A 21,417-nucleotide genomic window follows, 5' to 3' on the forward strand; every position below is an offset into this window, starting at 1 on the left:
CGGACTCCGGCGAAGTGCGATCAACCGGCGGATACGGCGTACGGATACCCGGCCGACCGGCATGTACTCCGATCGGCCGATGGCTCCGTCCTGGACAGGTCAGCCGCCGGCGTCGAGGGGTGTCCGGTTGTCGGACTCCGGAAGCTCGGTGTCGGAGCGGGCAGGTGCCGGGCTGTTCCACCGGGTGAGCAGCACGGTGGCGTCGTCCTGGAGGCAGTCGTCCTGATGATCGAGGATCGCGTGAACCAGCCGGCGGGTGGTCTCCGGCACCGGCAGCTGGTCGGCGATGGCCTTGACCGTGAAGTCGACGAGTCTGTCGAGACCGAACGGCTCACCGTCGCTGGAGCGTGCCTCGATGATGCCGTCGGTGTAGAGCAGCACGTGGTCGCCCGGCTCGAGGGCCTCCTCGACGACGACCGGCGGCCGATGATGACCGAGCGAGACCGGCAGGGCGGTGGGGGTCGGTAGCACCTTGACCGCCTTGCCCTGGCGGATCACCACGCCGCTGGGGTGCCCGGCGGAGATCACCCGCAGCAACCCGGTGCGCTGGTCGAGCTCAGCGAGCACCGCGGTGATCAGGCCCCACCGGTCATGGTCCTGGACGGCCTGGTCGATCCGGTGATAGGTGCCGATCAGATCGAGGCCGGCACGACGGGCGTTACGGTAAGCCGCCAACGCGAGCGACGCCAGCATGACGGCCCGCATTCCGCCGGCCGAGCCGTGACCGACGGCGTCGAACAGGGCAAGGTGCGCGATGTCGCCGTTGACCGCGTAGTCGAAGGCGTCACCGCCGACGTCGTAGCACGGCTCCAGGATTCCGCTGATCATCAGATGCCCGGTCGAGAACGTCAGCGGCGGTAATTGGGCGCGCAGCATCTCCGCCGCCAGCAGCATGGGCTCCCGCCGGCGCAGCCGTTCGATCGTGTCGCTGTAGAGGTCGCGGGTGACGACCAACTCGGCCAGCAACGCCGCGACGGTCGCGCAGTCCTCCACCGTCGACTCGCCGGCGGGACCGGCCAGGACGACCTCCAGAACGCCGAGGCGTTCGGCTCCGTTGATGAGCGGCGCCCACAGGCGGGCGCCGTCGGCGTCGGACTCGCTCACGCAGACGGCGACCGTGCTGAACGCGCGGCCCGCGAGAGTTCCGTCGATCAGGAGCTGATCACGTGCCGGAGCGTCCCCCGCGATGAGGGGCAGCAGCTCGCGCTGCTTATGATCGACCAGATAAATGATCATGGCAGTGGCGCCGACGAGCGGAGCGGCTCGCATCGCCATCTGCGGAAGGTCGTCGGGCCGGGCGTGGTGCGACTGCCGTAGCAGCCGGCCCAGGGCTTCGATGCCGCTCATGATGACCCTTCTCGACACGACGCCAGAGGCAGTGTGCCGCACGTCGATCCCCCACGCGGAACGGAAGGACGTCTCACGTCTCCGTCACCGGTAGGGTCACCGCATGATTGTTCAGCGGCACTGGTGGAACGGCAGCAGTACAGCCCGCTTCCGGCGGGATGTCTACATACGCAGTGACGGCTTTCAGTGGGATGTCCTGGTCCAGATCGGCGGGACGGCGGGACGCTATCGCGTGCAGGAGTGCCCGGGACGCGGGTCCGCCCTGATCGTCGCCGATGCCTGGCGCGGCTCGAACGAGGACTGGCAGGAACTGGAACCGCAGGCCGCCGCGGGCTGAACCCGGCGATCATGGTCACGGCGCGCACGCCACCACCGGATCCCCGTCGCCACAGGTCAGAGCGATCAGCGCGACGTCGTCGTCGACCTCCGCGAAGGTGGTGAGCAGGCCGGCGAGGGCGTCGACGACCAGCGCGGCGGTGGTGGGGCCCCGATCGCGCACGAACTCCAGCAACGCCTCGTCGCCGTAACGTCCACCGGCCCGGGTCCGGGCCTCGGTCAGCCCGTCGCTGTACAGGATCAGGGTGTCTCCCGCCTCCAGCGAGATCGTCCGGGACACCAGGCGAGGAGCAGGCAGAATGCCGATCAGCGTGCCGCCGTCCGTCGTGTGGTAGGCGGCGGACCCGTCGGCGCGGACCACGAGGGCGGGCGGGTGGCCTCCGGAGGCGACGGTGGCGGTGTAGCCGCTGCCCCGCCGCTCCAGAATGCCGAAGATGACGGTGCAGTGCCGGTGCTCCGGCGCGGCATAGTCCTGGTAGACGACGGCGTTGAGGTTACGAAGGACGGCGACGGGCTCACTGTTGTAGACGGCCGCGGCCCGTAGTGTGTACCGGGCTGCGGCGGTGACCGCCGCGGCGGCCACTCCCTTCCCGCGGACGTCACCGAGGAAGAACCCCCACCTGTCGCCGGAGAGCGGGAAGAGGTCGTAGAAGTCTCCGCCGACCTCGTCGGGGGATGCCATGTGATAGAGCGACGCGGTGGTCATGCCGGGCGGAACCGCCAGGGACGCGGGCAGGAGACTACGCTGCAGCCCGCCGACGAGCAGGCGGAGCCGGTCGCGCTCCCGGTCCGCAATCCGCCGGGCGTCGAGCAGCTCGTTCTCGTACGCCCGGCGTTCTCGAGCGTCGAAGACGGTGGTACGGATCAGCAGCGGTAGGCCGTCGGGGCCGCTCTTGACGACGGAGGTGACCAGGACCGCGAACACGGTGCCGTCACAGGCACGCATCTCCGCCGCGATGCCCTTGACCTCGTTCTGGAGCCGCAGCAGCGGAACGCAGTGTGTCTCGTGGTAGAGCCGGCTGCCGGGAGTGAGCAGGTCAGCGAAGCGCAGCCGTCCGACCAGGTCACCGCCGCTGCACCCGAGCCAGGTGAGCAGCGTGCCGTTGATCTTGGCAATCGTGCCGTCCGGCAGGGTGGAGACGAAACCACACGGCGCGTTGTCGTAGAGGTCTTCGAGGTCGTCCTCCAGCAGAACCGGGAGGGGCATCTCCGCCGGCACCGGACGGTCCGCGAGCTTGCGACGCCGACGTGACCGGAGAAGCAACGGCCACACTAGGCACCGACGCAATCGGCGGCTCGAGGTATCGATTGGTCCACCCACCGAGTCTTGCACGGCGTTCACCTGGTGGCCCGCGCCACCGGGTCACGGTTGGGCGGGCGTCGCGCCCGGCACACGACGGTATGACCGCCGGACCACGCGGCCGATCGAAAGCCGGCGAATTGTTTGGTCGCGCCGGACGTGGGCACCCCCGGTGCAGCACCGCTACTCAGCGAGATGTCGTCAGCCGACGAGGTCCGTGCGCGAGTGCGGGAGAGGAACGTCATGGGACTCGACGACAAGATCGAGAACAAGACGCAGGAAGCCACCGGCAAGGCGAAGCAGAGCATAGGCGAAGCCACCGACGACAAGGACCTCCAGGCCGAGGGCAAGGCGGACGAGCGGACCTCGAACGTCAAGCAGGCCGGCGAGAAGATCAAGGACGCCTTCAAGAAATAGCAGTTCACGCGCCCTCGGCCGGCCCGGTTCCGGCCGGCCCGTCGAGGGCGCGTGTCATCCGAGCCGGGAGATCTGACATGACCATCGCGAAAGCGGCCGTGCTGGCCGCTCTCCGAGAGCGCGGTCAGCACGGCCGGGCCGAGTTCGTCGACCGTGAACTACCGGACTGCATCGATCTGAAACGGCACGGAGGGCTGCTCGCCATGCTCCGCCTCGATCCGGCCGAATTGAGCGAGGATCCGCCCTCGTGACGCGGAGCCGCTGACACTCCGGCAAAGGCGCATCATTTACCTGTACGGTGAATCGCCCACCTGGGGCATGATGACAACTAGTCGGCCCGCTATTGTCGCTGGTATGTCGACGAAGCAACTCCGCCTGGTGGGCGCACACGAGATCCGGATCCGCCTCGGCGGTGTCAGCCGCCAGCGCGCCTACCAGATCACCAGCCGCGCGGACTTCCCCAAGCCGATCGCCGATCTCGTGCAGGGCAAGGTCTGGCTCGCCGAGGACGTCGAGGCGTGGATGGCCGTGCACCGCAGCAACAAGAACGACAGCGAGCAGGCGTAACTACTCCGCTGTCGTTCCGGCCGGCCGTGTATCGCCTGGTCCATCGCGGGTACCTCGACCGGGTGATCACGGAGCCGCTGGCGCTTCCCGTGGCGGCACCGATGCCGGCCGCCGCGGGATCGCTGCCGCACAAGGGCGGATGGGCGTTCGAGTACCAAGCTCGACGGGGTGCGGGCGCTAACCTACCTCGACGGCGGGCCGGGTGCGGGTGCCGTACGCCTACGCCGCCAGAACCGCCATGCAGCACAGCTCCGGCGTCTCGGATCGGCGTCACCGCGATGGTGATTCGAACGGCACCATCGGAGTTCAGCAGGCCAATATTGGCGAGAACAGTAGCGCGACAGCCGCTGAGCGAGGCATCGCAACAAGCGTGATCCGGGCCGCGAGGTGGCCGGGAGCAATGCTCAGCGGTGGCGGTGGTCCGGTTCGGACGCTGCAGCTGGAGGAGGACTATCCAGTTGTTGGTGCGTCTGGGCGAGGGCCGTGGTGAACGCACGTACGGCCGGGTGGTCGAGAGCACCGTTCCTCACCGCTATGAAGACGGTCCGGTTCGGGTGATCCCGCATCGGGTTGAGGGCGATGCCGGGCCGGTTCTGTGCGTCGGCGAGTTGCGGGATGAGTGCGACTGCCAGCTGCTGCTCGACCAGGCGCAGGTGGATCTGGAGATCGGTGCTCGTGTAGCGGACGTCGGGTTCGAATCCTGCTTCACGGCAGGTCGCCAGGGCCCATTGGCCCGCTGGTGTGCTGGCCGGCTCGAGGGCGAAGGGGCGTTTCGCGACGTCGAGCAAGTCCCGACCAGCCCAGGGGCTCGGCACGGCAAGAAGTAGTTCGTCGGTGAACAGGTCACTGCGGGACACCCCTGCGAGCAGGGGCAGCGGGTGTCCGGGGTACTCCTCGTCAAGCACTACGTCGAAATCGCCTACCACCAAGGCCGGCAGGGCGGTGTCGGGTTCCAGTTCGGTGACTTCGATACGCAGGTCCGGGTGCGCTGACTGCAGGCGCCTGATGGCGGACGGGACCAGGGTGAGAACCGCGGTTTGGAAGGCGGCAACCCGCAGCGTGCCGGCGGTCTCCTGCAGCGACCGGGCTAGGGCACTCTCCGCGCGCTCCATCTCAGCCAGCAGCACCTCGGCGTGCGCGACCAGCACATCCGCCTGGGCGGTGAGCCGGACCCGTCGCCCGGCCGGTTCCAGCAGCTTGACTCCCGTCTCGCGTTCCAAGGTGGCGAGCTGCTGGGAAACGGCTGACGGGCTGTAGGACAGCGCCTGCGCGACAGCGGTGATCGTGCCACGTCGATGCAGCTCGCGCAGGATGCGTAACCGGTGGAGGTCGAGCACGGCACCCCCTCGATCTTTCAGGTTCGCTTCACAATCTAGACCGGTTTTCCCCGCTGGACCTGCGGTGACGAGCGAGCAGAGCATGAACCCATGACTTCGTGGTACGTGTCTTCGCAGGCTCGGTCCTGGACGTCGGCAGAGCCGACCGCCGATCCGCGGGAATTCCACCGTTCGCTGCCCGGATACGAGCCCACCTCCCTCACCGAGTTCCCCACGCTCGCCGCCGAGCTAGGAGTGGGCCGGGTACTGGTCAAGGACGAGTCGAAGCGGCTGGGCCTGCCTGCGTTCAAGGTGCTGGGCGCGTCATGGGCGTGCCGGCAGGTCTTGGATCAGCACCCGGGGGCACAACTTGTCACGGCCACCGACGGAAACCACGGACGAGCGGTAGCCCGGATGGCAAAGCACTTCGACGTCACCTCCACCGTATTCGTGCCGAAGGTGATGATCGAGGAAACGGCGGGACGCATCGCCGCCGAAGGTGCCGAGGTCGTACGCGTCGACGGTGACTACGACGAAGCGGTGCGTGCCGCGGCCCGCTACGCCGACGACTCCGCGGACCGCGCCCTGGTACAGGACACGGCCTGGCAGGGATACACCGAGGTTCCGGCGTGGATCGTCGAGGGCTACCAGACCTTGCTCCACGAGATCGACGACCAGCTCCAGGGTCACCTCGACCTGATCGCCGTCCCGGTCGGCGTAGGCTCTCTGGCCGAGGCAGTGGTGCGCCACTACCGCCGGCCAGGAACGCACCATCCCACCGTGCTGTCCGTCGAACCCGACACTGCCGCCTGTGTGTTGGCCAGCCTGGGCATCGGTCACCCCGCTACCGTGGCGACCGCGAACACGGTGATGGCCGGGCTCAACTGCGGCACCGTTTCGGGCACGGCCTGGCCGGTGCTGCGAGACGGGTGCGATGCCGCCGTTGCCGTCACCGACGCGCAGGCGCTGCGGGCCGTCGCTGACCTCGCGACCCTCGGTATCTCTTCAGGAGCCAGTGGAGCCGCCACACTCGCCGGCGTACGGGCTGTCCTCCGAGACCCCGCACGCCGCGCCGCTCTTGACCTCGGCGACGACGCGGTCATAGTCCTGCTCAGCACCGAAGGGAACCCGTCATGACCCGCACCGTCCGGACCGGCCGCGAACGACTCTGGAGCACCTTGATGGATCTCAAGAAGATCGGTGGTTACGACGACGAGGCCACCGGGCCACGCGGTATGCGTCTGGCGAACCAGGCGTGAGCATCACCGACCTCGCCGGGCTCGACGCCCGCCTACGAGGCTGGAGGCATCACCTGCACCGAATCCCCGAGATGGCGTTCGCCGAACATGAAACCAGTCACTTCGTCGCTGGCGCGCTGCATGACCTTGGATTCCAGGTAGTCACCGGGGTCGGCGGGACCGGGGTCGTCGCCTCGCTGACCCGCGGCCGGTCAGGGCGTGCCATCGGTCTGCGGTCGGAGCTGGACGGCCTGCCCATCGATGAACGTAGCGGCGTGGCGTACACCTCCGAACATCCCGGCGCCATGCACGCCTGTGGCCACGACGGTCACATGGCCATGGTTCTGGGGGCCGCTGCGGTCCTGGCCGGGGAAGGGTTCGACGGAACCGTCCGCATCATCCTGCAGCCTGCAGAGGAGCCGGGTCGCGGCGCGCAGGCCATGGTGAACGACGGCCTCTTCGAACGGTTTCCCGTGGACCGCCTCTTCGGGCTCCACAACCATCCCGGTTCCCCCGCCGGACACCTGCTGACCCGTTCCGGGCCCCTCATGGCCAGCGAGGACAACTTCACCATCCACATCACGGGCCGCGGTGGGCACGCATCAGCCCCACACCTCGTGGTGGACCCGCTGGTCATCGGCGCCGAGATCCTCCTCGCCCTGCAGCAGGTCGTGGCCCGCAGCGTCGACCCCATCCACTCCGCCGTGCTGTCCTGCACCGACCTGCGCACCGACGGGGCACGCAACGCCATCCCGAGCCACGTCACCATCACCGGCGACACCCGCAGCTTCGACCCGTCCGTCCAGGCGTTGCTGGAGCGGCGTATCCGCGAGATCAGCGCCGGCATCGCCGCCGCGCACGGCGCCACCGCCGAGATCACCTACACCCACGAGTTCGCACCCACCCTCAACGACGACGAGTGTGTGGCCATCGCCGGCGAGGCAGCAGCCCGCGCACTAGGACAAGCGAACGTCGAGCTCGACGCTGACCCCATCATGGCCAGCGAGGACTTCGGTGTCCTCGCCAGCCATGTCCCGGCGTGCCTCGCCCTCATCGGCAACGGCGTCGACCCGGGCAAGGGCGGGACACCACTGCACAGCCACGACTACACGTTCAACGACGGCATCCTCACCGCCGGCGTCGCCTACTACCGCGAAGTCGCTATCGGCGGTCTCCGCACGGGAAAGCGTGGCGGAAATTAGACGACTCCCAGCTCATTCGGATCGTGGGGGTTCGCCGGCTCGAGGCACTTCGCCCGGCGTTTCCGGGAGGAGCACGGGATGAGCCCGGCCGAGTGGCAGCGCCACGTTTGACTTGTCGCAACTCTTGTCGCAGCATAGTGAGACAAGGTTTGCGACAAGAGGAGGCCGCCATGGCGGGAAAGGTACGTCCGACGGAGCTCGAGATAGCCCGCCTCTGGCTGGCCGCGCGCGGCCTGGCCGACGTCCCGCCGACACCGATGCTGGCCGCCCGCCTGACGGTCCGGCGGCGTGCCCGCCTCGGCGCCGCCATCCTGCCGGCCGTGTTCCTGGTCGCCACCGCCCTCGTCTACGTCTCCGCCCTGCCGATCAGTCCAGCGGATGACCGATTCGGGGCGCAGCTGGCGGCGCTCACGGCACTGGTGGCCGGGCTGGTCCTGGGCCTGTCGCTGCTGAACCGGTGGATACGGCGGGTCGACCAGCGGGCCGGCGCGGACCTGCCGCGACGGGCGGCCCACTCCGTCCGGCCCGGCTGGCGCACCGTGCTCGGCGTGCCGCGGGCCGCGTTCCTGGCGGCTACCTACGCGGGCGCGGCCGTGCTGACGGTCGCGGCCCTGACCACACGGGACGGCGCCGCGAGGTACGCGGCGGTCATCCTGCTCATCGGACTCTGCGGGGTCGCGGCCGGCACCGCCGTCCAGCTGCGCCACGTGCTCGCCCACCCGGTGGTGGCCGACGACGAGGGCTCGCTGAAGGCCGACTTCCTCATGCGCGTCGAGGACGCCCGCGAGGTGGCCGTACCGACCGTGGTCTGGTCCCTGCCGGTCGTGTCGGTGTTCGACACCGGGCTCGACCCATGGAACACCGGCTGGCTCGTCTTCATCATCCTGAGCGTCATCGCACTCGTCCTCATCACCGTCGGCGAGGGGCGGCGCGTCCTGGCGGCCCAGCAGGGCTCCTGCGCCCGGTGAGCGACATGATCGTCATCGACCCGGCGTCACCCGTTCCACCGTTCGAGCAGCTGCGCGCCCAGCTCGCCGCGCAGATCCAGGAACGCACGCTGGCCGTGGGCACCCGGCTGCCGACCATCCGCCGCCTGGCGGCGGACCTCGGTCTCGCGGTCAACACGGTCGGCCGCGCCTACCGGGAACTGGAGGATGCCGGGATGATCGAGACCCGCGGCTCGGCCGGTTCGTTCGTCTCCGCGGCCGGCGAACAGGGCCGCGAACGGGCCCACCGCGCCGCCGCCGAGTACGCCGCCGTCATCGCCAGCGTCGGCATCGACCCCACCGAGGCCGTCCACATCGTCCAGGCCGCACTGAACCAGGCCGTCCCCAAGCTCAGCTGACCGCCGAGAGGACCATCCGCCGTAAACCCGAAGACGGTGTCGATCGAAGTACTTACCTGACTAAATCCGGTTCGAGACTTCAGTATGGAGTTGGGGCTGCTCAGAGCCCTCCGCCCGCTGAAGAGCGAGATCGGGGACTGGCCATGGTGGATGACGGGTCCGGTGCGGTTCTTCCGCCGGAGGAATGGTCGGGCCGGGTGACCGGCTATCCGGGCGACTCCTCGATCGTGGACCTGTTCGCCGGGCAGGCGGCGGGACGCTCCGACGAGACTGCGGTGGTCGAGGGTGGACGCTGGATCACCTACGGGGAGCTGGATCGCTGGTCGGACGCAACGGCGGCCCGGCTGTCCGAGGCCGGGGTGCGAGCCGGTGACATGGTGGGCCTGCTGGGTGAACGATGCCTCGAGGCGCCGGTGGGCATGCTCGCGATTCTGAAGGCGGGTGGGGTCTACGTCCCGCTGGATCCCGCGGATCCGGCGGGACGTCTGCGGACGCTGGTCGATCAGATCGGGGTACGGCAGGTACTCCGCCTGCCGGGAACCGAAGGCGTGCTCGCCGACGTGCCCTCGATCGCGGTCGCGGACCACCGTGAGGGACCTCCCCCGCCGGGGACCACGGCCGGGGGCGGTGATCCGGCGTACGTCATGTTCACCTCCGGGTCGACCGGTGTGCCGAAGGCAGTCGCGGTCCCCCACCGGGCTGTCGCCCGGCTCGTCCTCGGCGACGACGACCTGCGGATCACCGCTGCCGACCGGGTGTCGCACACCGGGCATCCGGCGTTCGACGCGTCGGTGTTCGAGATCTGGGGTGCGCTGCTCAACGGCGCGCGGCTGGTGATCGTCGACAACGCGACGCTGCTCGATCCGGCGCTGCTGGCGGAGTTCTTCACGCGCGAGGAGATCACGGTGGCCTGGCTGACGGCCGGGGTGTTCCACCAGTGCGTACGCGAGCGGCCGGAGATGTTCGGCGGGTTGCGATGCCTGATCGCCGGCGGCGACGTGCTGGACCCGGGGCTGGTGGGCGCGGTGCTCGCGAGCGGGCAGCCGCCACGGCGAATGCTCAACGGGTACGGGCCGACCGAGAACACCACGTTCTCGGCCGTGCACCACATCACCGGGGTGCCCCGCGGGACGGCCCGGATCCCGATCGGGCGGCCGATCGCGAACTCCACCTGCCACATCGTCGACGACGACGGGAATCCGGTGCCGGTCGGTGTCGAGGGCGAGCTGTGGGTCGGCGGTGACGGGGTCGCGCTGGGGTACCTCAACGATCCCGCGCTGACGGCCGCACGGTTCGTGCCGGACCGGTTCTCGGACCGGCCGGGCGCGCGGCTGTTCCGTACCGGCGATCAGGTCCGTTGGCTGCCCGACGGGACCATCGACTTTCTCGGCCGCCGGGACCGGATGCTCAAGATCCGGGGCTTCCGGGTGGAGCTGGACGAGATCGAGGCGGTGCTGGCCGCCGCGGACGACGTCGCCGCCGCGACCGTCGTGGTCGCCGGCGACGATCCGGACCGGCGGACGGTCGTGGCCTATTACCAGCCGGTGGGGCAGGCGGACCAGTCGGCGATCAGGGCGTATCTCGCTGAGCGGCTCCCGCGGTTCATGCTGCCCGGGCGGCTGGTGCCGGTGGACCGGCTGCCGCTGGCCGGCACCGGCAAGGTCGACCGGTCGGCGCTGGGGCGGCGGCCGCGGACGCCGACCGAGGTGGGGGTGGCGCGACTGTGGGCGGAGGTCCTGGACGTGGACCCGGACGAGGTGGGCCTCGAGGACGGCTTCTTCGATCTGGGTGGCAACTCGGTACTGGCCGCGCGTCTTTTCGTACGCCTGCAGTCGATGTTCGGTGTGGATCGGTCCCAGAGTCGCTTTCTGACGTCGCGGCTGCTGGCCGATCCGCGGCTGGTCGCGTGTGCCGCCGCGGTGCAGGAGGCGCGCACCGGCCTGATCGATCGGGACGGTGCCGCGCTGAACGCCGACTTCCAGCGGGAGAGCGTGGCCGCCGTGGTGGCCCGGCCGCGGACACCGGCCGACGATGACGAGCCCACCGAGCCGTTGCGGCTGGCGGGCGGCTCGGTCCTGCTGACCGGCGGCACCGGGTTCCTCGGCGGCTATCTGCTGCGGCGGTTGCTGACCGAGACGGAGGCGGAGATCCACTGCCTGGTCCGGGCCGCCGACGAGGATGCCGGCCGGCGGCGGCTGGCCGAGGGACAGAACCGATTCCAGCTCGGTGACCTGCCGGCCGGCCGGGTCCGGCCGGTGCCCGGCGACCTGGGACGCCCGGGCCTCGGGCTGTCCGCCGCGGATTTCGACGCGCTGGCGCAGCGGGTGGATCTGGTGGTGCACGCCGGCGCGTATGTGAACTTCACCTACCCGTACTCCCAGCTCGCCCCGGTGACGGTGGGCGGCACGCGGGAGATCGTGCGGCTGGCGACGCCGAGGCGTGTCCCGGTGCACTTCGTGTCCACGCTCGCGGTGCTGGCCGGGTTCGGTGCGGCCGGGGTGCGTGAGGTGACCGAGGACACTCCCCTGGCCCATCCGGAGCATCTGTTCATGGGTTACACCGAATCCAAGTGGGTGGCCGAGGCGGTGCTCGCCCATGCGGTCCGTGACGGGTTGCCGGTCGGGATTCATCGGCCGTACGAGGTGTCGGGCGACCTGGCGAGCGGGGCGTGGAATCTGGAGAACGCCACCTGCGCGATGCTGCGGCTGATGGTCGACACGGGTCTCGCGCCGGACATCGACCTGTCGATGGATCTGGTGCCGGTCGACGTGCTGGCGGCGCAGATCGTGCATCTCGCGCTGACGCGGACGCGGCAGTCACGCACCTATCACCTGACGAACCCGAGGCCCGCGACGCTCGGTGACATGACGGAGGTGCTGCGCTCGCACGGCTACCGGATGCGGACACTGCCGTTCGACGAGTGGGTGTCGCGGGCGGTGGAGTTCGTCGCCGAGAACCCGCGGCACCCGTTCACACCGTTCGTGCCGCTGTGGGTTGACCGGTGCCCGCGCAGCGGTCTCGTGGTGAAGCAGATGTATTTCACCAGCGTGTTCCCCCGGTTCGGCCGCGGCAACGCCGAACGGGCACTGGCCGGGTCGGGTCTGTCGATGCCGCCGGTCGACGCAGCGCTGCTGGACCACTACGTGCGCTTCTTCCGCCGTTCCGGGTATCTTCCGGCCCCGGACGCCGGTAGCGAGGTCACCGATTCGCGCTCGGCCACCGCATGACGGCCCCGTTGCCCCGGGTGGCGGTGGTGTTCGACTTCGGCTCCGCCACCCCGATGAGCATCCTCGCGTCCGCCCGTGGCCTGGCCGAGGTCGTCTTCCTCTGCGACCGGGACCTGCCACACGTGCGGCCCCTGTTCGAGGAGATCCGGGCGCTGGCCCCGGTCTGTGACGTGACCGGGCTGACCGACGACGAGATCCTGGCCGGGCCGGGCTGTGCGGGTCTCGCCGGGATCACCACGTTCAGCGAGAGCCTGATCAGCCGTACCGCCGCGCTCGCGGAACGTCTCGGCCTGCCCTTCCTCGACCGGCGGACGGCGGTGGCCGTGACCGACAAGTACACGCAGCGCCGCCTGCTCGCCGAGTCGGGTGTGCAGCACACCGCGTGCCGGCTCGTGCGGGAGCCGGCCGGCCTCGATGCGGCGCTGGACGAGGTCGGTCTGCCGGCTGTTCTGAAGCCGCGTCGCGGCGCGGCGAGCGCCCGCACCTGCACGGTGCACACCCGGCGGGAGGCCGCCGAGCAGCTGCGGGCATTCACCGGCGGGGAGGGCGACGAGTTCGTGGTCGAACAGTTGCTGGCCGGAGACCCGTCGGTCGCGGGCCCGGAGTGGGCCGACTACGTGTCGGTCGAGTCGGTGATCTCGGAAGGCGAGGTCCGGCACGTCGAGGTGACCGGGAAGTTCCCTCTCGCGCCCCCGCTGCGCGAGACGGGGTACGTCGTACCGAGCACCATCGGTGCAGGGACGCGCGAGCGGGTGCTGGCGCTGACCACAGCGGCGCTCGAAGCTCTCGGTGTGCGGCACGGGATCACCCACACCGAGGTCAAACTCACCCCGGACGGGCCGCGGATCATCGAGGTCAACGGTCGTCTGGGCGGTTATGTGGCCGACCTGGTACGCCGGGCACGCGGGTTCGACCTGGTCCGGGCGGCGCTGACGGTGGCCCTGGGCCTGCCCGGTGAGGTGCCGGACACGACGTACCGGCGGCACGCGTTCCAGTACTTCCTCACCCCGCCCGCCGACGCCGTCGCGCTGCGGCGCCTCGACGGGCTCGACGACCTCGGCCGGGTCGCCGGTATCCGCTTCGTCGAGACGTTCGCACAACCCGGAACGGCGCTGGACTGGCGGCGGGGCACGCTGACGTACCTGGGCATCGTGCACGGTTCGGCGCCTGATCACCGCGGGGTGCTGCGCCTGGTCGACGTGGTGCACCGGACGCTGCACATCGAGTACGACCGTCTGCCCGGCGGCGCCGAAACCGAACCAGTTCAATAACGCAGAGTGGTAGCTTCGATACGCACCGCAGTTCGGGCGTATTTCGGGGGGCGGCGATGTCGGCGACGCCTACGGTCAGCGTCCGACCACGGTCGCCGCAGCGGGTGACGTCGCCGGTGACACTGGGCCGTGCTCTGGCCGCCGTGGTCGGGGCGGGCTCGAGTCTGGGCTGGCTACTCGCCTCTCGCCGCGCGGGCCGGGCGGCCGGTGCGGTCGCCGGCGTCCAGGTCGCGTTGCTCGGCGGCGTCGGGCTGTACGCGATGACCCTCGTCCGGCGGGCCGAGCAGGCCCGCGAGCACGCACTCGACGAGGCCGCCGCCAGCCACAACCAGCTGCAGAAACTCATCGACAACACCGAGTCGAACATCTACATGAAGCGGGTCGACAACGGGCAGTACCTGCTCGTCAACCGCGAGTGGGAGCGGCTGTTCGGTGTCAGCCGTGAGCGGGTGGTCAACCTGACCGACCACGACGTGTTCCCGCACGACCTCGCCGACCAGCTGCGGGCCAACGACCTGCGGGTGGCGGCCGAGGGCAAATCCGTGCAGTACGAGGAGACCGCGGAAAGCGCCGACGGCGAGCGCACGTACATCTCCGTGAAGTTCCCCGTGCTCGACAGCACCGGCAGGCCCTACGCCGTGTGCGGCATCTCCACCGACATCACCGAACGCAAGAGGGCCGAGGACGAGATCCGGCACCTGAACGCGAACCTCGAAATGCGGGTCCGGCAGCGCACCTCCGAGCTGGAGGCCTCGAACAAGGAACTGGACGCCTTCGCCTATTCGGTGTCGCACGACCTGCGCGCCCCGCTGCGTTCCCTGCACGGGTTCAGCGACGCACTGCTGGAGGACTACGACGACGTCCTCGACGACGTCGGCAAGGACTACCTGCACCGGTTGCAGCGCAACGTGGGCCGCATGGGCCGGATGATCGACGACCTGCTCAACCTGTCCCGCGCCACCCGCGCCGACCTGGAACGCCGCGGGGTCGACCTCACCGCGATGATCCAGGAGATCGTCGCCGACATGCGCACCACCGACCCGGACCGCGACGTGACACTCATCGTCCCGGACGGGCTCACCGCCGAGGGCGACCCGCACCTGCTGCGTATCGCCCTGCACAACCTGCTGGCGAACGCCTGGAAGTTCACCGGCAAACGACCCGACGCGGTCATCGAGGCCGGCCGCACGGTGCTCTCGGGCGAGACCTTCTTCTTCGTACGCGACAACGGTGTCGGCTTCGACATGAGTTACGCCGGCAAACTGTTCGACGCCTTCCAGCGCCTGCACACGACCTCCGAGTTCGAGGGCACCGGCATCGGGCTGGCGATCGTGGCCCGCATCGTGCGACGCCACGGCGGCCACATCCGCGCCGAGGCGGAAGTTGATCGTGGTGCGACGTTCTACTTCAACCTGACGAACACCGTGAAGGGCACACCATGACCGTCGGCGACCGGATCCTCATCATCGACGACAGTCCCGACGACGTCGCGCTGACCCTGCGCGCGCTGAAGAAGAACAACATCACCAACGCCGTGGACATCGCAACCGACGGCGAGGAGGCGCTGCGGTACCTGTTCCCGGCCGACGGAACGCCCGGCCCGCTGCCCGCCCTCGTCCTGCTGGACCTGAACATGCCCAAGGTCACCGGCCTGGAGGTGCTGCGCGGCATCCGCGCCGACGCCCGTACCCGCTTCCTGCCGGTCGTCATCCTCACCACGTCGACCGAGGAGCGCGACATCGTCAACACCTACGACCTCGGCGCGAACAGCTTCGTACGCAAGCCGGTGGCCTTCGACGAGTTCCTCGACGCGGTACGCCTGCTCGGCATGTACTGGCTGCTGGTGAATCGCCCGGCCGGGCGGCTTCATGACTGACGAGACCGACGCCATCAGGTTGTTGCTCATCGAGGACAGCGAGGACGACGCCGTTCTCGTGGTCGACCGGCTGCGCCGTGCCGGGCTGAGCGTCGACTACGAGCGGGTCGAGACGGCCGACGCGATGGCCGCCGCACTGCGCGACCGGGCCCCTGACATCGTGATCTCCGACAACGGCATGCCCAAGTTCGACGCCGGGGCGGCCCTGCGGCTGCTGCGCGACACGGATCTGGACGTGCCGTTCATCGTCGTGTCCGGCCAGATCGGGGAGGAGTCGGCCACCGCGCTGATGAGGGCCGGCGCCCACGACTTCGTGCTCAAGGAAAAGCTCACGCGCCTCGGGCCCGCGGTGCAGCGCGAGCTGCGCGAGGCCCGTGACCGTCAGGAACGGCGACGGGCTCAGGCGGCGCTGCGCGACAGTGAGGAACGGTTCCGGCTGGTCGCGGAGAACCTGCACGACGTGCTGTTCCGATTCGTGCCCGGACCGGTGCCGGTGCTCGAATACATCAGCCCGGCCATCGCCGGGCTCACCGGCCTCACACCCGAGCGGCTGTACGAGCGGCCGGAGCTGCTCTTCGACATCATGGGCACCGCAGAGGGCGAGCTGATGAGGCGGTCGTGGCAGGTGCCGCTGGGCAGTCCGCTCGCACTGTCGTGGTCACGTCCCGACGGCACCCGCGTGGTCGCCGAGCAGCGACTCGTCGAGGTGTACGACGACGGCGCCCTGATCGCCGTCGAGGGCATCCTGCGCGACATCACCGAGCAGATCGAGGCCGCCGAGCAGCGCCGTGAACTGGAGATGAAGCTGCACCAGGTGGAACGGCTGGACTCCCTCGGCCAGCTCGCCGGCGGTGTGGCGCACGACTTCAACAACATCCTCGGGGTGATCGGCGGCTACACCGACTTCGTGCTCGAGGAACTCGGTCCCGATCATCCGTGCAGGACGGACCTGGAGAACATCGACCACGCCACCCGGCGGGCCGCGGCGCTGACCCGGCAGCTGCTCATCTTCAGCCGGCTGCAGCCGTCGAACCCGGAGGTGGTGGACCTGAACGCGATCGTCGGCGAGATCGAGCGGCTGCTGCGCCGGACCATCGGCGAGGACATCGAGTTCGACACCGATCTGGGCGGCGATCTTCCGTACGTCACCATCGATCCGAGCCGGCTGGAGCAGATCATCATGAACCTGGTGGTCAACGCGCGTACCGCGATGCCGGAAGGGGGCCGGCTGGTCATCCGTACGACGCTGACCGAGCGGGTACCCACCGGCGCCATCGGCGCCCAGCCGCCGTCCGGGCAGCACGTCTCGCTCACCGTCGCCGACACCGGCTGCGGCATGGACGAGGAGGTGCAGCGACGCGCGTTCGAGCCGTTCTTCACCACCCGCAGCACCGGCCAGGGCACCGGCCTCGGCCTGGCGACCGTGTACGGCGCCGTCCAGGAGGCCGCCGGCGCGATCATGGTCGACTCGGCGCCCGGCGCGGGCACCCGGATCAGCGTCTTCCTGCCGGCCGTGGAATCGACGGCGCCCACGGCCGGTCCGGACGAGACGGACGGCACCGCGAACCGGGGCCACGGGGAACACATCCTGGTGGTCGAGGACGACGACGACATCCGCGCTATCACGCGCCGGGTCCTGACCCGCGGCGGCTATCGGGTGTCCGACGCCGGCACCCGCGAGCGGGCCCTGGCGATGCTCCAGGACGCGTCGCCGCCCTTCGATCTGCTGTTGTCCGACGTCATCATGCCCGGCATGCCGGTCCTGAAGTTCATCCAGACCGCGATCGACATCTGTCCGCCGATCCGCATCGTCTTCATGTCCGGGTACACCGCCGACAGCGATCGGCAGCTCCCCGAAGGCGTGCCGATCGTCGACAAGCCGTTCAACGCCGACACGCTGCTGCGCCAGATCCACGCCACGCTGGCCGGTTTGCCCGGGTGACATCTGCCGCATCTCCCGTGCCACCCCTGAGGTCATCGGTTTCGCCTGCTCATGGGAGGGGCAAAGCGACCGCATGGCAGCGAGGAGGTGCACACCGTGACGTTGAACGACTCCACCCGGCCCGCGACAGCGGGCTCCACAGCCGACCTGGTGAGCCAGGCGGCCGCCCAGATCTCCACGCTCGTTCGCGATGAGTTGGCACTGGCCAAGGCGGAGCTGGCCGAGAAGGGCAAGCGCGCCGGCGTCGGCGGCGGCCTGTTCGGCGGCGCGGCCGTACTGGCGTGGTTCGGTCTCGGTCTGCTGGTGACCCTGGCGGTCGTCGTCCTGGACCTGGTCTGGCCACTGTGGCTGTCCATCCTCGTCGTGATGATCGTGGTGTTCGCCACCGCGGGCGTCGCCGCGCTGCTGGGTAAGAAGCAGTTGAGCCAGGCGAACCCACCGGTGCCCGAGGGCGCGATCGCGAGTGTGGAGGCCGACATCGAGACCGTGAAGAGCGCAGCACACCGAGGACGGCACGCATGACTTCGAACAGCACACCGGCGGGTCAGGAACGACTGACCAGTGAGATCCGGCAGACCCGCGCCGACCTGGGCGCCACCGTCGAGGCGCTGGCGGCCAAGACCGACGTGAAAACCCGGGCGAAGCAGGCGGTCAGCGACACCGCCGCCCAGGCCCGCGACCGTGTTTCCGCGGCGACCACGTCGACGGCACGGCTGGCCGGCTCCACCAAGGAGCGGCTGGCCGAGGCGGGCCGCCGGCCCACGACGCGCAGGGCCCTGCCACCGGCGGCGATCGCCCTGGCGGCGGCCGTGGGCGCCACCATCGTCGTCGTACGACGCCGGCGCGCGGCGGCACGCCGGGTCTCCTCCGGGCCCGCCGCCTGGCTGCGCCGCTTCCGCTGATCGACCTTTTTCGAACACTTTCCGCAATCGAACAGGAGAATCACTCATGGCGATGATGAAGCTGGTGGCCGGGCTCGCGATCGGGTACGTGCTGGGCTCGCGGGCCGGACGTGAGAAGTACGAGCAGATCGCGGCGACCGCCCGCAAGGTCAACACCCACCCCACGGTGGTGCAGGCCCAGGAGAAGGCGAAGGCGCTGATCAGCACCGGCACCGACAAGGCCGGCGCCAAGCTCCACTCGATCGCCGCCACGGAGGAGCCCACCACCGTGGTCGCCGGCAGGTCGCCGCGGCCCGCCTCGCGCAAGCCCGCGCCGGTCAACGGTCAGCCGCCGCTGTAAATCCGGCAACCTACCACCGGGGTCCGGCACGTCGTGCCGGGCCCCGTGGTGCGTCCGTCCTCACGGGCGGTTCGCCGGGACACCCCCGAAGTCGTTGTCGAATGGGCGACGCAGCCGTCGCATCGCCTCGGCGCTGCGGTCGACCTCCGACATCGAAGGCTCCTCCCGCGCCGGACGGGCCTGCTCACGGAACACCACTGCACGCACGGACATACCGGATCCCCGTTCATCAGTTTTACCGTTGCGCGGCAGTATTACCCGTTCAGCCTGATTTGGGAACCCCTTGCCGTGGGCGGCCGGGAATTGTCAGGGGTCCCCCCTACAGTTCGGCGCATGTTCGCTTCACAGGAGGTTCCATACCAGGTGGTGCGGCTGCTCGTGGAACACGACCGCCTCGACATCCTGCGTACCGAGGCGGACAGCGGCGACTGGCAGTGCGGCGACGCCCTGGGGTCCGAGTTGCTCCGCCGCGGCGAGACGGAAGCCGCGCTGGCGGTCTACCGCGGCTTCGCGGGGAGCGGGTGGGGCGCCGCCTGCCACCGGATCGCCACGATCCTGGAGAACGAGCACGGCATGGACAGGGCGATCGAATTCCTACGGCCGTACGCCGACGCGGGCCAGCGCAATGCCGTGCACGATCTGGCGTTGCTCCTCGGCCGGCAGGGCCGGCTCGACGAGGTGCTCACCCTGCTCCAGCCGTGTCTGACGGACTGGTTCCTGGTGTCGGCGCTGGTCGAGGCCACCGCAGGCGGAGACCGCGACGACGAGGTGACCGCCGCGTTGATGGACCTGTCAGGGCCGCACAACGCCACACAGTCCCTGGCGACGGTCCTCGAGCGGCAGGGGCGCCTGGACGAGGCCATCGCCGTGCTCAGGAAGGCTCCACGCGGCTCCGTCGACGACATCGAACGGCTCGCCGATCTGCTCGCCAAGGACGGCCGGGAGAGTGAGCTGCGCGATCTGGTCGCCGGTGACGGCGCGGAACACGCCGCATACCGGCTGGCCGACCTGCTGGAGGAGCAGGGCCGTGTCGCGGAGGCGGTCGCCGCCCTGCGCCCGTTCGCCGAGGACGGCAACACCGATGTGGCGGGTGCGCTGGCAGACCTGTTCCTGCGGCAGGGCCGGATCGACGATGCCACCGAGGTTCTGTATGCGGGCATCCGGTCGGAGGGCGGCGCACACGGCTGCACACGGGCCCGGCTGTGGACGATGCTGATCGAGGCGGGTCGCCTGGACGAGGCCCTGCGCCTGCTCGGCGAGTTGGAGCGTGACTTCGAGGGGCAGGAGGAGAATCTTCAGGACCGGATCTGGCTGCTGCAGGAGCTGGGTCGTGACGAAGAGGTGCTCGCTCTGTTGCGGGCGCACCCGAGGGCCGGCGAGGGGTACTGGTTGTGCCGGCAGGCGGCCGTCCTGACGCGGATCGGGCGCGCCGATGAGGCGATCGAGCTGCTCCGGCCGTACGCCACCTCGTATTTCGTGGGTGATGATCTGGCCGCGTTGCTGATCCGCCGGGGAGATGTCGATGAGGCCATGGCGGTGGTGCGTGGACGGGAGCCGCTGGACCTCGGCCCGGATCCGTGGGCGGGCCTCGGCCTGGAGCGGGCGGCGCAGTGAGGCCCCACCGATCAGGCGTACGCGGCCGGGCCGCGGCGCAGCGGGGCGAGTGTTCCCCGGTGAGCGGCATGGGCCTGCGCCATCCGTGCAGTCCCAGACTGGGACATCGCCCACGGGAACATCGCCCTGATCGCCACCGGCGGACTCTGACGAGGTGCAGCGAAGTGAGAAACCGGCGAGCAGGCGCCGCTCCGGCCGCGGTGACGACGATCATGCTGACGACGGCCGGCTGCACGGGAGAGGAGAAGAGGACGCAGCCCACCGCGACGTGACCGTCTCCAGCAACTCCCCCTGCATCTGGGAGAACGCGCCCCCGACCCGCAGTGACCCGCCTCAGCCGTCGCGCCAGTCGTCGGAGTCGAGGTGGGAGCCTGCTTGCGGGCCCATCAGCAGCATGCCGCCGTCGACGGCCCAGGAGGCGCCGGTGACGTAGGCGGCCTCGGGCGAGGCGAGCATGGCAATCACCGCGGCGACCTCGTTGGCGTCGCCGGGGCGGCCTGCCGGGATGCCGGGGCGGGCGACCGTGTGCGGGTCGACGTCCTCGTTGCCGGTCATCGCCGTGGCGATCTCCCCGGGGGCGACCGCGTTCACGGTGATCCCGGCTGCCGCCAGCTCCTGGGCCAGCACCTTGGTGAGCAGGCCCAGGCCGCCCTTGGCCGCGCAGTACGCGCCGGCACCGACCCGCGGGGCGTGCTCGTGCACGCTGGTGACGTTGATGATGCGCCCACCGCGGCCGGTGGCGAGCATGCGGCGGGCGGCGCGCTGGGCACAGAGAAACGGACCGTCGAGGTCGACGGCGAGGACCTCACGCCACTCGTCCCAGCTGGTGTCCACCACCGGGGTGGAGATGCCGGTGCCGGCACAGTTGACCAGCACACCCAATCCGCCGAGAGCGTCGGCCAGGTCGTCGATGACTCCGGCGGAACCGGGCAACCGGACCAGGTCAAGCTGCCGGACCTCGCAGCGGCGGCCGGCGTCGCGTACCTTGGCGGCCACCTCCTGGGCGCCGCCGTCGTCGGAGCGGTACGTCACGCCGACGTCGAAGCCGGCCCCGGCCAGGGCGATCGCGGTGGCCTCGCCGATGCCGGAGTCGGATCCGGTGACGATCGCCACCCGGTCATAGTCGTGAAAGCGCTGGGGCATGCGGGCCGGATACCCGGACCGGCAACCCGCACAC

General features: G+C 69.9%; 23 protein-coding genes. 18 read left to right on the top strand and 5 right to left on the bottom strand.

Annotated elements, in window-relative coordinates:
* Positions 1 to 99: 99 nt before the first annotated feature.
* On the bottom strand, positions 100 to 1,347 hold the full coding sequence (locus CLV67_RS13665) for a PP2C family protein-serine/threonine phosphatase (RefSeq protein WP_106318070.1): 1,248 nt from the start codon (positions 1,345 to 1,347) through the stop codon (positions 100 to 102).
* Between the two features lie 103 nt (positions 1,348 to 1,450).
* Between CLV67_RS13665 and CLV67_RS13670 the strand changes: the two genes are divergently transcribed.
* Positions 1,451 to 1,684, top strand: a complete 234-nt coding sequence (locus tag CLV67_RS13670) for a hypothetical protein (protein WP_106318071.1) — start codon at positions 1,451 to 1,453, stop codon at positions 1,682 to 1,684.
* A gap of 15 nt (positions 1,685 to 1,699) precedes the next feature.
* Here the strand turns inward: CLV67_RS13670 and CLV67_RS13675 are convergent, their stop codons facing one another.
* On the bottom strand, positions 1,700 to 2,890 hold the full coding sequence (locus CLV67_RS13675; protein ID WP_106318238.1) for a SpoIIE family protein phosphatase: 1,191 nt from the start codon (positions 2,888 to 2,890) through the stop codon (positions 1,700 to 1,702).
* A gap of 336 nt (positions 2,891 to 3,226) precedes the next feature.
* Between CLV67_RS13675 and CLV67_RS13680 the strand changes: the two genes are divergently transcribed.
* The 3 genes from CLV67_RS13680 (at position 3,227) to CLV67_RS13685 (ending at position 3,967) form a co-directional block, all read left to right on the top strand.
* Entirely contained in the window at positions 3,227 to 3,400 is a 174-nt protein-coding gene (locus tag CLV67_RS13680; protein ID WP_106318073.1) for a CsbD family protein, read from the top strand.
* Between the two features lie 77 nt (positions 3,401 to 3,477).
* On the top strand, positions 3,478 to 3,651 hold the full coding sequence (locus CLV67_RS51860; protein WP_170153838.1) for a hypothetical protein: 174 nt from the start codon (positions 3,478 to 3,480) through the stop codon (positions 3,649 to 3,651).
* A gap of 103 nt (positions 3,652 to 3,754) precedes the next feature.
* A complete protein-coding gene (locus CLV67_RS13685) occupies positions 3,755 to 3,967 on the top strand; it encodes a helix-turn-helix transcriptional regulator (RefSeq protein WP_106318075.1) in 213 nt (70 codons plus the stop codon).
* Between the two features lie 404 nt (positions 3,968 to 4,371).
* On the opposite strand, the gene CLV67_RS13690 is transcribed toward CLV67_RS13685, so the two are convergent.
* Entirely contained in the window at positions 4,372 to 5,388 is a 1,017-nt protein-coding gene (locus CLV67_RS13690) for a LysR substrate-binding domain-containing protein (protein WP_203736921.1), read from the bottom strand.
* Positions 5,389 to 5,394: 6 nt separating this feature from the next.
* On the opposite strand from CLV67_RS13690, the gene CLV67_RS13695 reads away from it, so the two are divergent.
* The 13 genes from CLV67_RS13695 to CLV67_RS13750 all read left to right on the top strand — a co-directional run bounded on the left by CLV67_RS13695 (position 5,395) and on the right by CLV67_RS13750 (position 18,626).
* Positions 5,395 to 6,420, top strand: a complete 1,026-nt coding sequence (locus tag CLV67_RS13695; RefSeq protein WP_106318079.1) for a pyridoxal-phosphate dependent enzyme — start codon at positions 5,395 to 5,397, stop codon at positions 6,418 to 6,420.
* Positions 6,417 to 6,542 (top strand): hypothetical protein, encoded by a 126-nt coding sequence (locus CLV67_RS54225; protein WP_275414878.1) that lies wholly within the window; start codon positions 6,417 to 6,419, stop codon positions 6,540 to 6,542. The genes CLV67_RS13695 and CLV67_RS54225 overlap by 4 nt, the downstream gene beginning before the upstream one ends.
* Positions 6,539 to 7,723: an amidohydrolase gene (locus CLV67_RS13700; RefSeq protein WP_239166097.1), complete on the top strand. Its 1,185-nt coding sequence runs from the start codon at positions 6,539 to 6,541 to the stop codon at positions 7,721 to 7,723. The genes CLV67_RS54225 and CLV67_RS13700 overlap by 4 nt, the downstream gene beginning before the upstream one ends.
* A 170-nt stretch (positions 7,724 to 7,893) precedes the next feature.
* Positions 7,894 to 8,691 (top strand): hypothetical protein, encoded by a 798-nt coding sequence (locus tag CLV67_RS13705; protein WP_106318081.1) that lies wholly within the window; start codon positions 7,894 to 7,896, stop codon positions 8,689 to 8,691.
* Positions 8,692 to 8,696: 5 nt separating this feature from the next.
* Complete coding sequence (locus CLV67_RS13710) at positions 8,697 to 9,068, top strand: GntR family transcriptional regulator (protein WP_106318083.1); 372 nt, start codon at positions 8,697 to 8,699, stop codon at positions 9,066 to 9,068.
* A 143-nt stretch (positions 9,069 to 9,211) separates the two neighbouring features.
* Positions 9,212 to 12,295: an amino acid adenylation domain-containing protein gene (locus CLV67_RS13715; protein WP_106318085.1), complete on the top strand. Its 3,084-nt coding sequence runs from the start codon at positions 9,212 to 9,214 to the stop codon at positions 12,293 to 12,295.
* Positions 12,292 to 13,566: an ATP-grasp domain-containing protein gene (locus CLV67_RS13720; RefSeq protein WP_106318087.1), complete on the top strand. Its 1,275-nt coding sequence runs from the start codon at positions 12,292 to 12,294 to the stop codon at positions 13,564 to 13,566. The genes CLV67_RS13715 and CLV67_RS13720 overlap by 4 nt, the downstream gene beginning before the upstream one ends.
* A gap of 56 nt (positions 13,567 to 13,622) precedes the next feature.
* Complete coding sequence (locus CLV67_RS13725) at positions 13,623 to 15,008, top strand: sensor histidine kinase (RefSeq protein ID WP_146169101.1); 1,386 nt, start codon at positions 13,623 to 13,625, stop codon at positions 15,006 to 15,008.
* Positions 15,005 to 15,442, top strand: coding sequence for a response regulator (locus CLV67_RS13730; RefSeq protein ID WP_106318091.1), 438 nt, complete (start codon positions 15,005 to 15,007; stop codon positions 15,440 to 15,442). The genes CLV67_RS13725 and CLV67_RS13730 overlap by 4 nt, the downstream gene beginning before the upstream one ends.
* Positions 15,435 to 17,384 carry a response regulator gene (locus CLV67_RS13735; protein ID WP_106318093.1) on the top strand — a complete coding sequence of 650 codons (1,950 nt, stop codon included), beginning with the start codon at positions 15,435 to 15,437 and terminating at the stop codon, positions 17,382 to 17,384. Before CLV67_RS13730 ends, CLV67_RS13735 begins: the two co-directional genes overlap by 8 nt.
* 51 nt (positions 17,385 to 17,435) lie before the next feature.
* Entirely contained in the window at positions 17,436 to 17,906 is a 471-nt protein-coding gene (locus CLV67_RS13740; RefSeq protein ID WP_106318095.1) for a phage holin family protein, read from the top strand.
* Complete coding sequence (locus CLV67_RS13745) at positions 17,903 to 18,286, top strand: DUF3618 domain-containing protein (protein WP_106318097.1); 384 nt, start codon at positions 17,903 to 17,905, stop codon at positions 18,284 to 18,286. Before CLV67_RS13740 ends, CLV67_RS13745 begins: the two co-directional genes overlap by 4 nt.
* Positions 18,287 to 18,332: 46 nt before the next feature.
* Positions 18,333 to 18,626, top strand: a complete 294-nt coding sequence (locus CLV67_RS13750; protein WP_106318099.1) for a hypothetical protein — start codon at positions 18,333 to 18,335, stop codon at positions 18,624 to 18,626.
* Between the two features lie 60 nt (positions 18,627 to 18,686).
* On the opposite strand, the gene CLV67_RS51865 is transcribed toward CLV67_RS13750, so the two are convergent.
* Positions 18,687 to 18,839, bottom strand: coding sequence for a hypothetical protein (locus CLV67_RS51865; protein WP_170153839.1), 153 nt, complete (start codon positions 18,837 to 18,839; stop codon positions 18,687 to 18,689).
* Between the two features lie 120 nt (positions 18,840 to 18,959).
* Here CLV67_RS51865 and CLV67_RS13755 point away from each other — a divergent pair, with 120 nt between their 5' ends.
* Complete coding sequence (locus CLV67_RS13755) at positions 18,960 to 20,240, top strand: tetratricopeptide repeat protein (protein WP_146169102.1); 1,281 nt, start codon at positions 18,960 to 18,962, stop codon at positions 20,238 to 20,240.
* A gap of 333 nt (positions 20,241 to 20,573) precedes the next feature.
* On the opposite strand, the gene CLV67_RS13760 is transcribed toward CLV67_RS13755, so the two are convergent.
* A complete protein-coding gene (locus CLV67_RS13760) occupies positions 20,574 to 21,383 on the bottom strand; it encodes an SDR family oxidoreductase (RefSeq protein WP_106318104.1) in 810 nt (269 codons plus the stop codon).
* Positions 21,384 to 21,417: the final 34 nt, after the last annotated feature.

Origin of the sequence: Actinoplanes italicus (assembly GCF_003001815.1) — a bacterium.
Lineage (GTDB): Bacteria > Actinomycetota > Actinomycetes > Mycobacteriales > Micromonosporaceae > Actinoplanes > Actinoplanes italicus.

Coding starts and splice junctions, on each gene's coding strand:
- CLV67_RS13665 (WP_106318070.1), bottom strand. CDS start 1,347: ATGAGCGGCATCGAAGCCCTGGGCCGGCTGCTACGGCAGTCGCACCAC.
- CLV67_RS13670 (WP_106318071.1), top strand. CDS start 1,451: ATGATTGTTCAGCGGCACTGGTGGAACGGCAGCAGTACAGCCCGCTTC.
- CLV67_RS13675 (WP_106318238.1), bottom strand. CDS start 2,890: ATGCCCCTCCCGGTTCTGCTGGAGGACGACCTCGAAGACCTCTACGAC.
- CLV67_RS13680 (WP_106318073.1), top strand. CDS start 3,227: ATGGGACTCGACGACAAGATCGAGAACAAGACGCAGGAAGCCACCGGC.
- CLV67_RS51860 (WP_170153838.1), top strand. CDS start 3,478: ATGACCATCGCGAAAGCGGCCGTGCTGGCCGCTCTCCGAGAGCGCGGT.
- CLV67_RS13685 (WP_106318075.1), top strand. CDS start 3,755: ATGTCGACGAAGCAACTCCGCCTGGTGGGCGCACACGAGATCCGGATC.
- CLV67_RS13690 (WP_203736921.1), bottom strand. CDS start 5,388: ATGCTCTGCTCGCTCGTCACCGCAGGTCCAGCGGGGAAAACCGGTCTA.
- CLV67_RS13695 (WP_106318079.1), top strand. CDS start 5,395: ATGACTTCGTGGTACGTGTCTTCGCAGGCTCGGTCCTGGACGTCGGCA.
- CLV67_RS54225 (WP_275414878.1), top strand. CDS start 6,417: ATGACCCGCACCGTCCGGACCGGCCGCGAACGACTCTGGAGCACCTTG.
- CLV67_RS13705 (WP_106318081.1), top strand. CDS start 7,894: ATGGCGGGAAAGGTACGTCCGACGGAGCTCGAGATAGCCCGCCTCTGG.
- CLV67_RS13710 (WP_106318083.1), top strand. CDS start 8,697: ATGATCGTCATCGACCCGGCGTCACCCGTTCCACCGTTCGAGCAGCTG.
- CLV67_RS13715 (WP_106318085.1), top strand. CDS start 9,212: ATGGTGGATGACGGGTCCGGTGCGGTTCTTCCGCCGGAGGAATGGTCG.
- CLV67_RS13720 (WP_106318087.1), top strand. CDS start 12,292: ATGACGGCCCCGTTGCCCCGGGTGGCGGTGGTGTTCGACTTCGGCTCC.
- CLV67_RS13725 (WP_146169101.1), top strand. CDS start 13,623: ATGTCGGCGACGCCTACGGTCAGCGTCCGACCACGGTCGCCGCAGCGG.
- CLV67_RS13730 (WP_106318091.1), top strand. CDS start 15,005: ATGACCGTCGGCGACCGGATCCTCATCATCGACGACAGTCCCGACGAC.
- CLV67_RS13735 (WP_106318093.1), top strand. CDS start 15,435: ATGACTGACGAGACCGACGCCATCAGGTTGTTGCTCATCGAGGACAGC.
- CLV67_RS13740 (WP_106318095.1), top strand. CDS start 17,436: ATGGGAGGGGCAAAGCGACCGCATGGCAGCGAGGAGGTGCACACCGTG.
- CLV67_RS13745 (WP_106318097.1), top strand. CDS start 17,903: ATGACTTCGAACAGCACACCGGCGGGTCAGGAACGACTGACCAGTGAG.
- CLV67_RS13750 (WP_106318099.1), top strand. CDS start 18,333: ATGGCGATGATGAAGCTGGTGGCCGGGCTCGCGATCGGGTACGTGCTG.
- CLV67_RS51865 (WP_170153839.1), bottom strand. CDS start 18,839: ATGTCCGTGCGTGCAGTGGTGTTCCGTGAGCAGGCCCGTCCGGCGCGG.
- CLV67_RS13755 (WP_146169102.1), top strand. CDS start 18,960: ATGTTCGCTTCACAGGAGGTTCCATACCAGGTGGTGCGGCTGCTCGTG.
- CLV67_RS13760 (WP_106318104.1), bottom strand. CDS start 21,383: ATGCCCCAGCGCTTTCACGACTATGACCGGGTGGCGATCGTCACCGGA.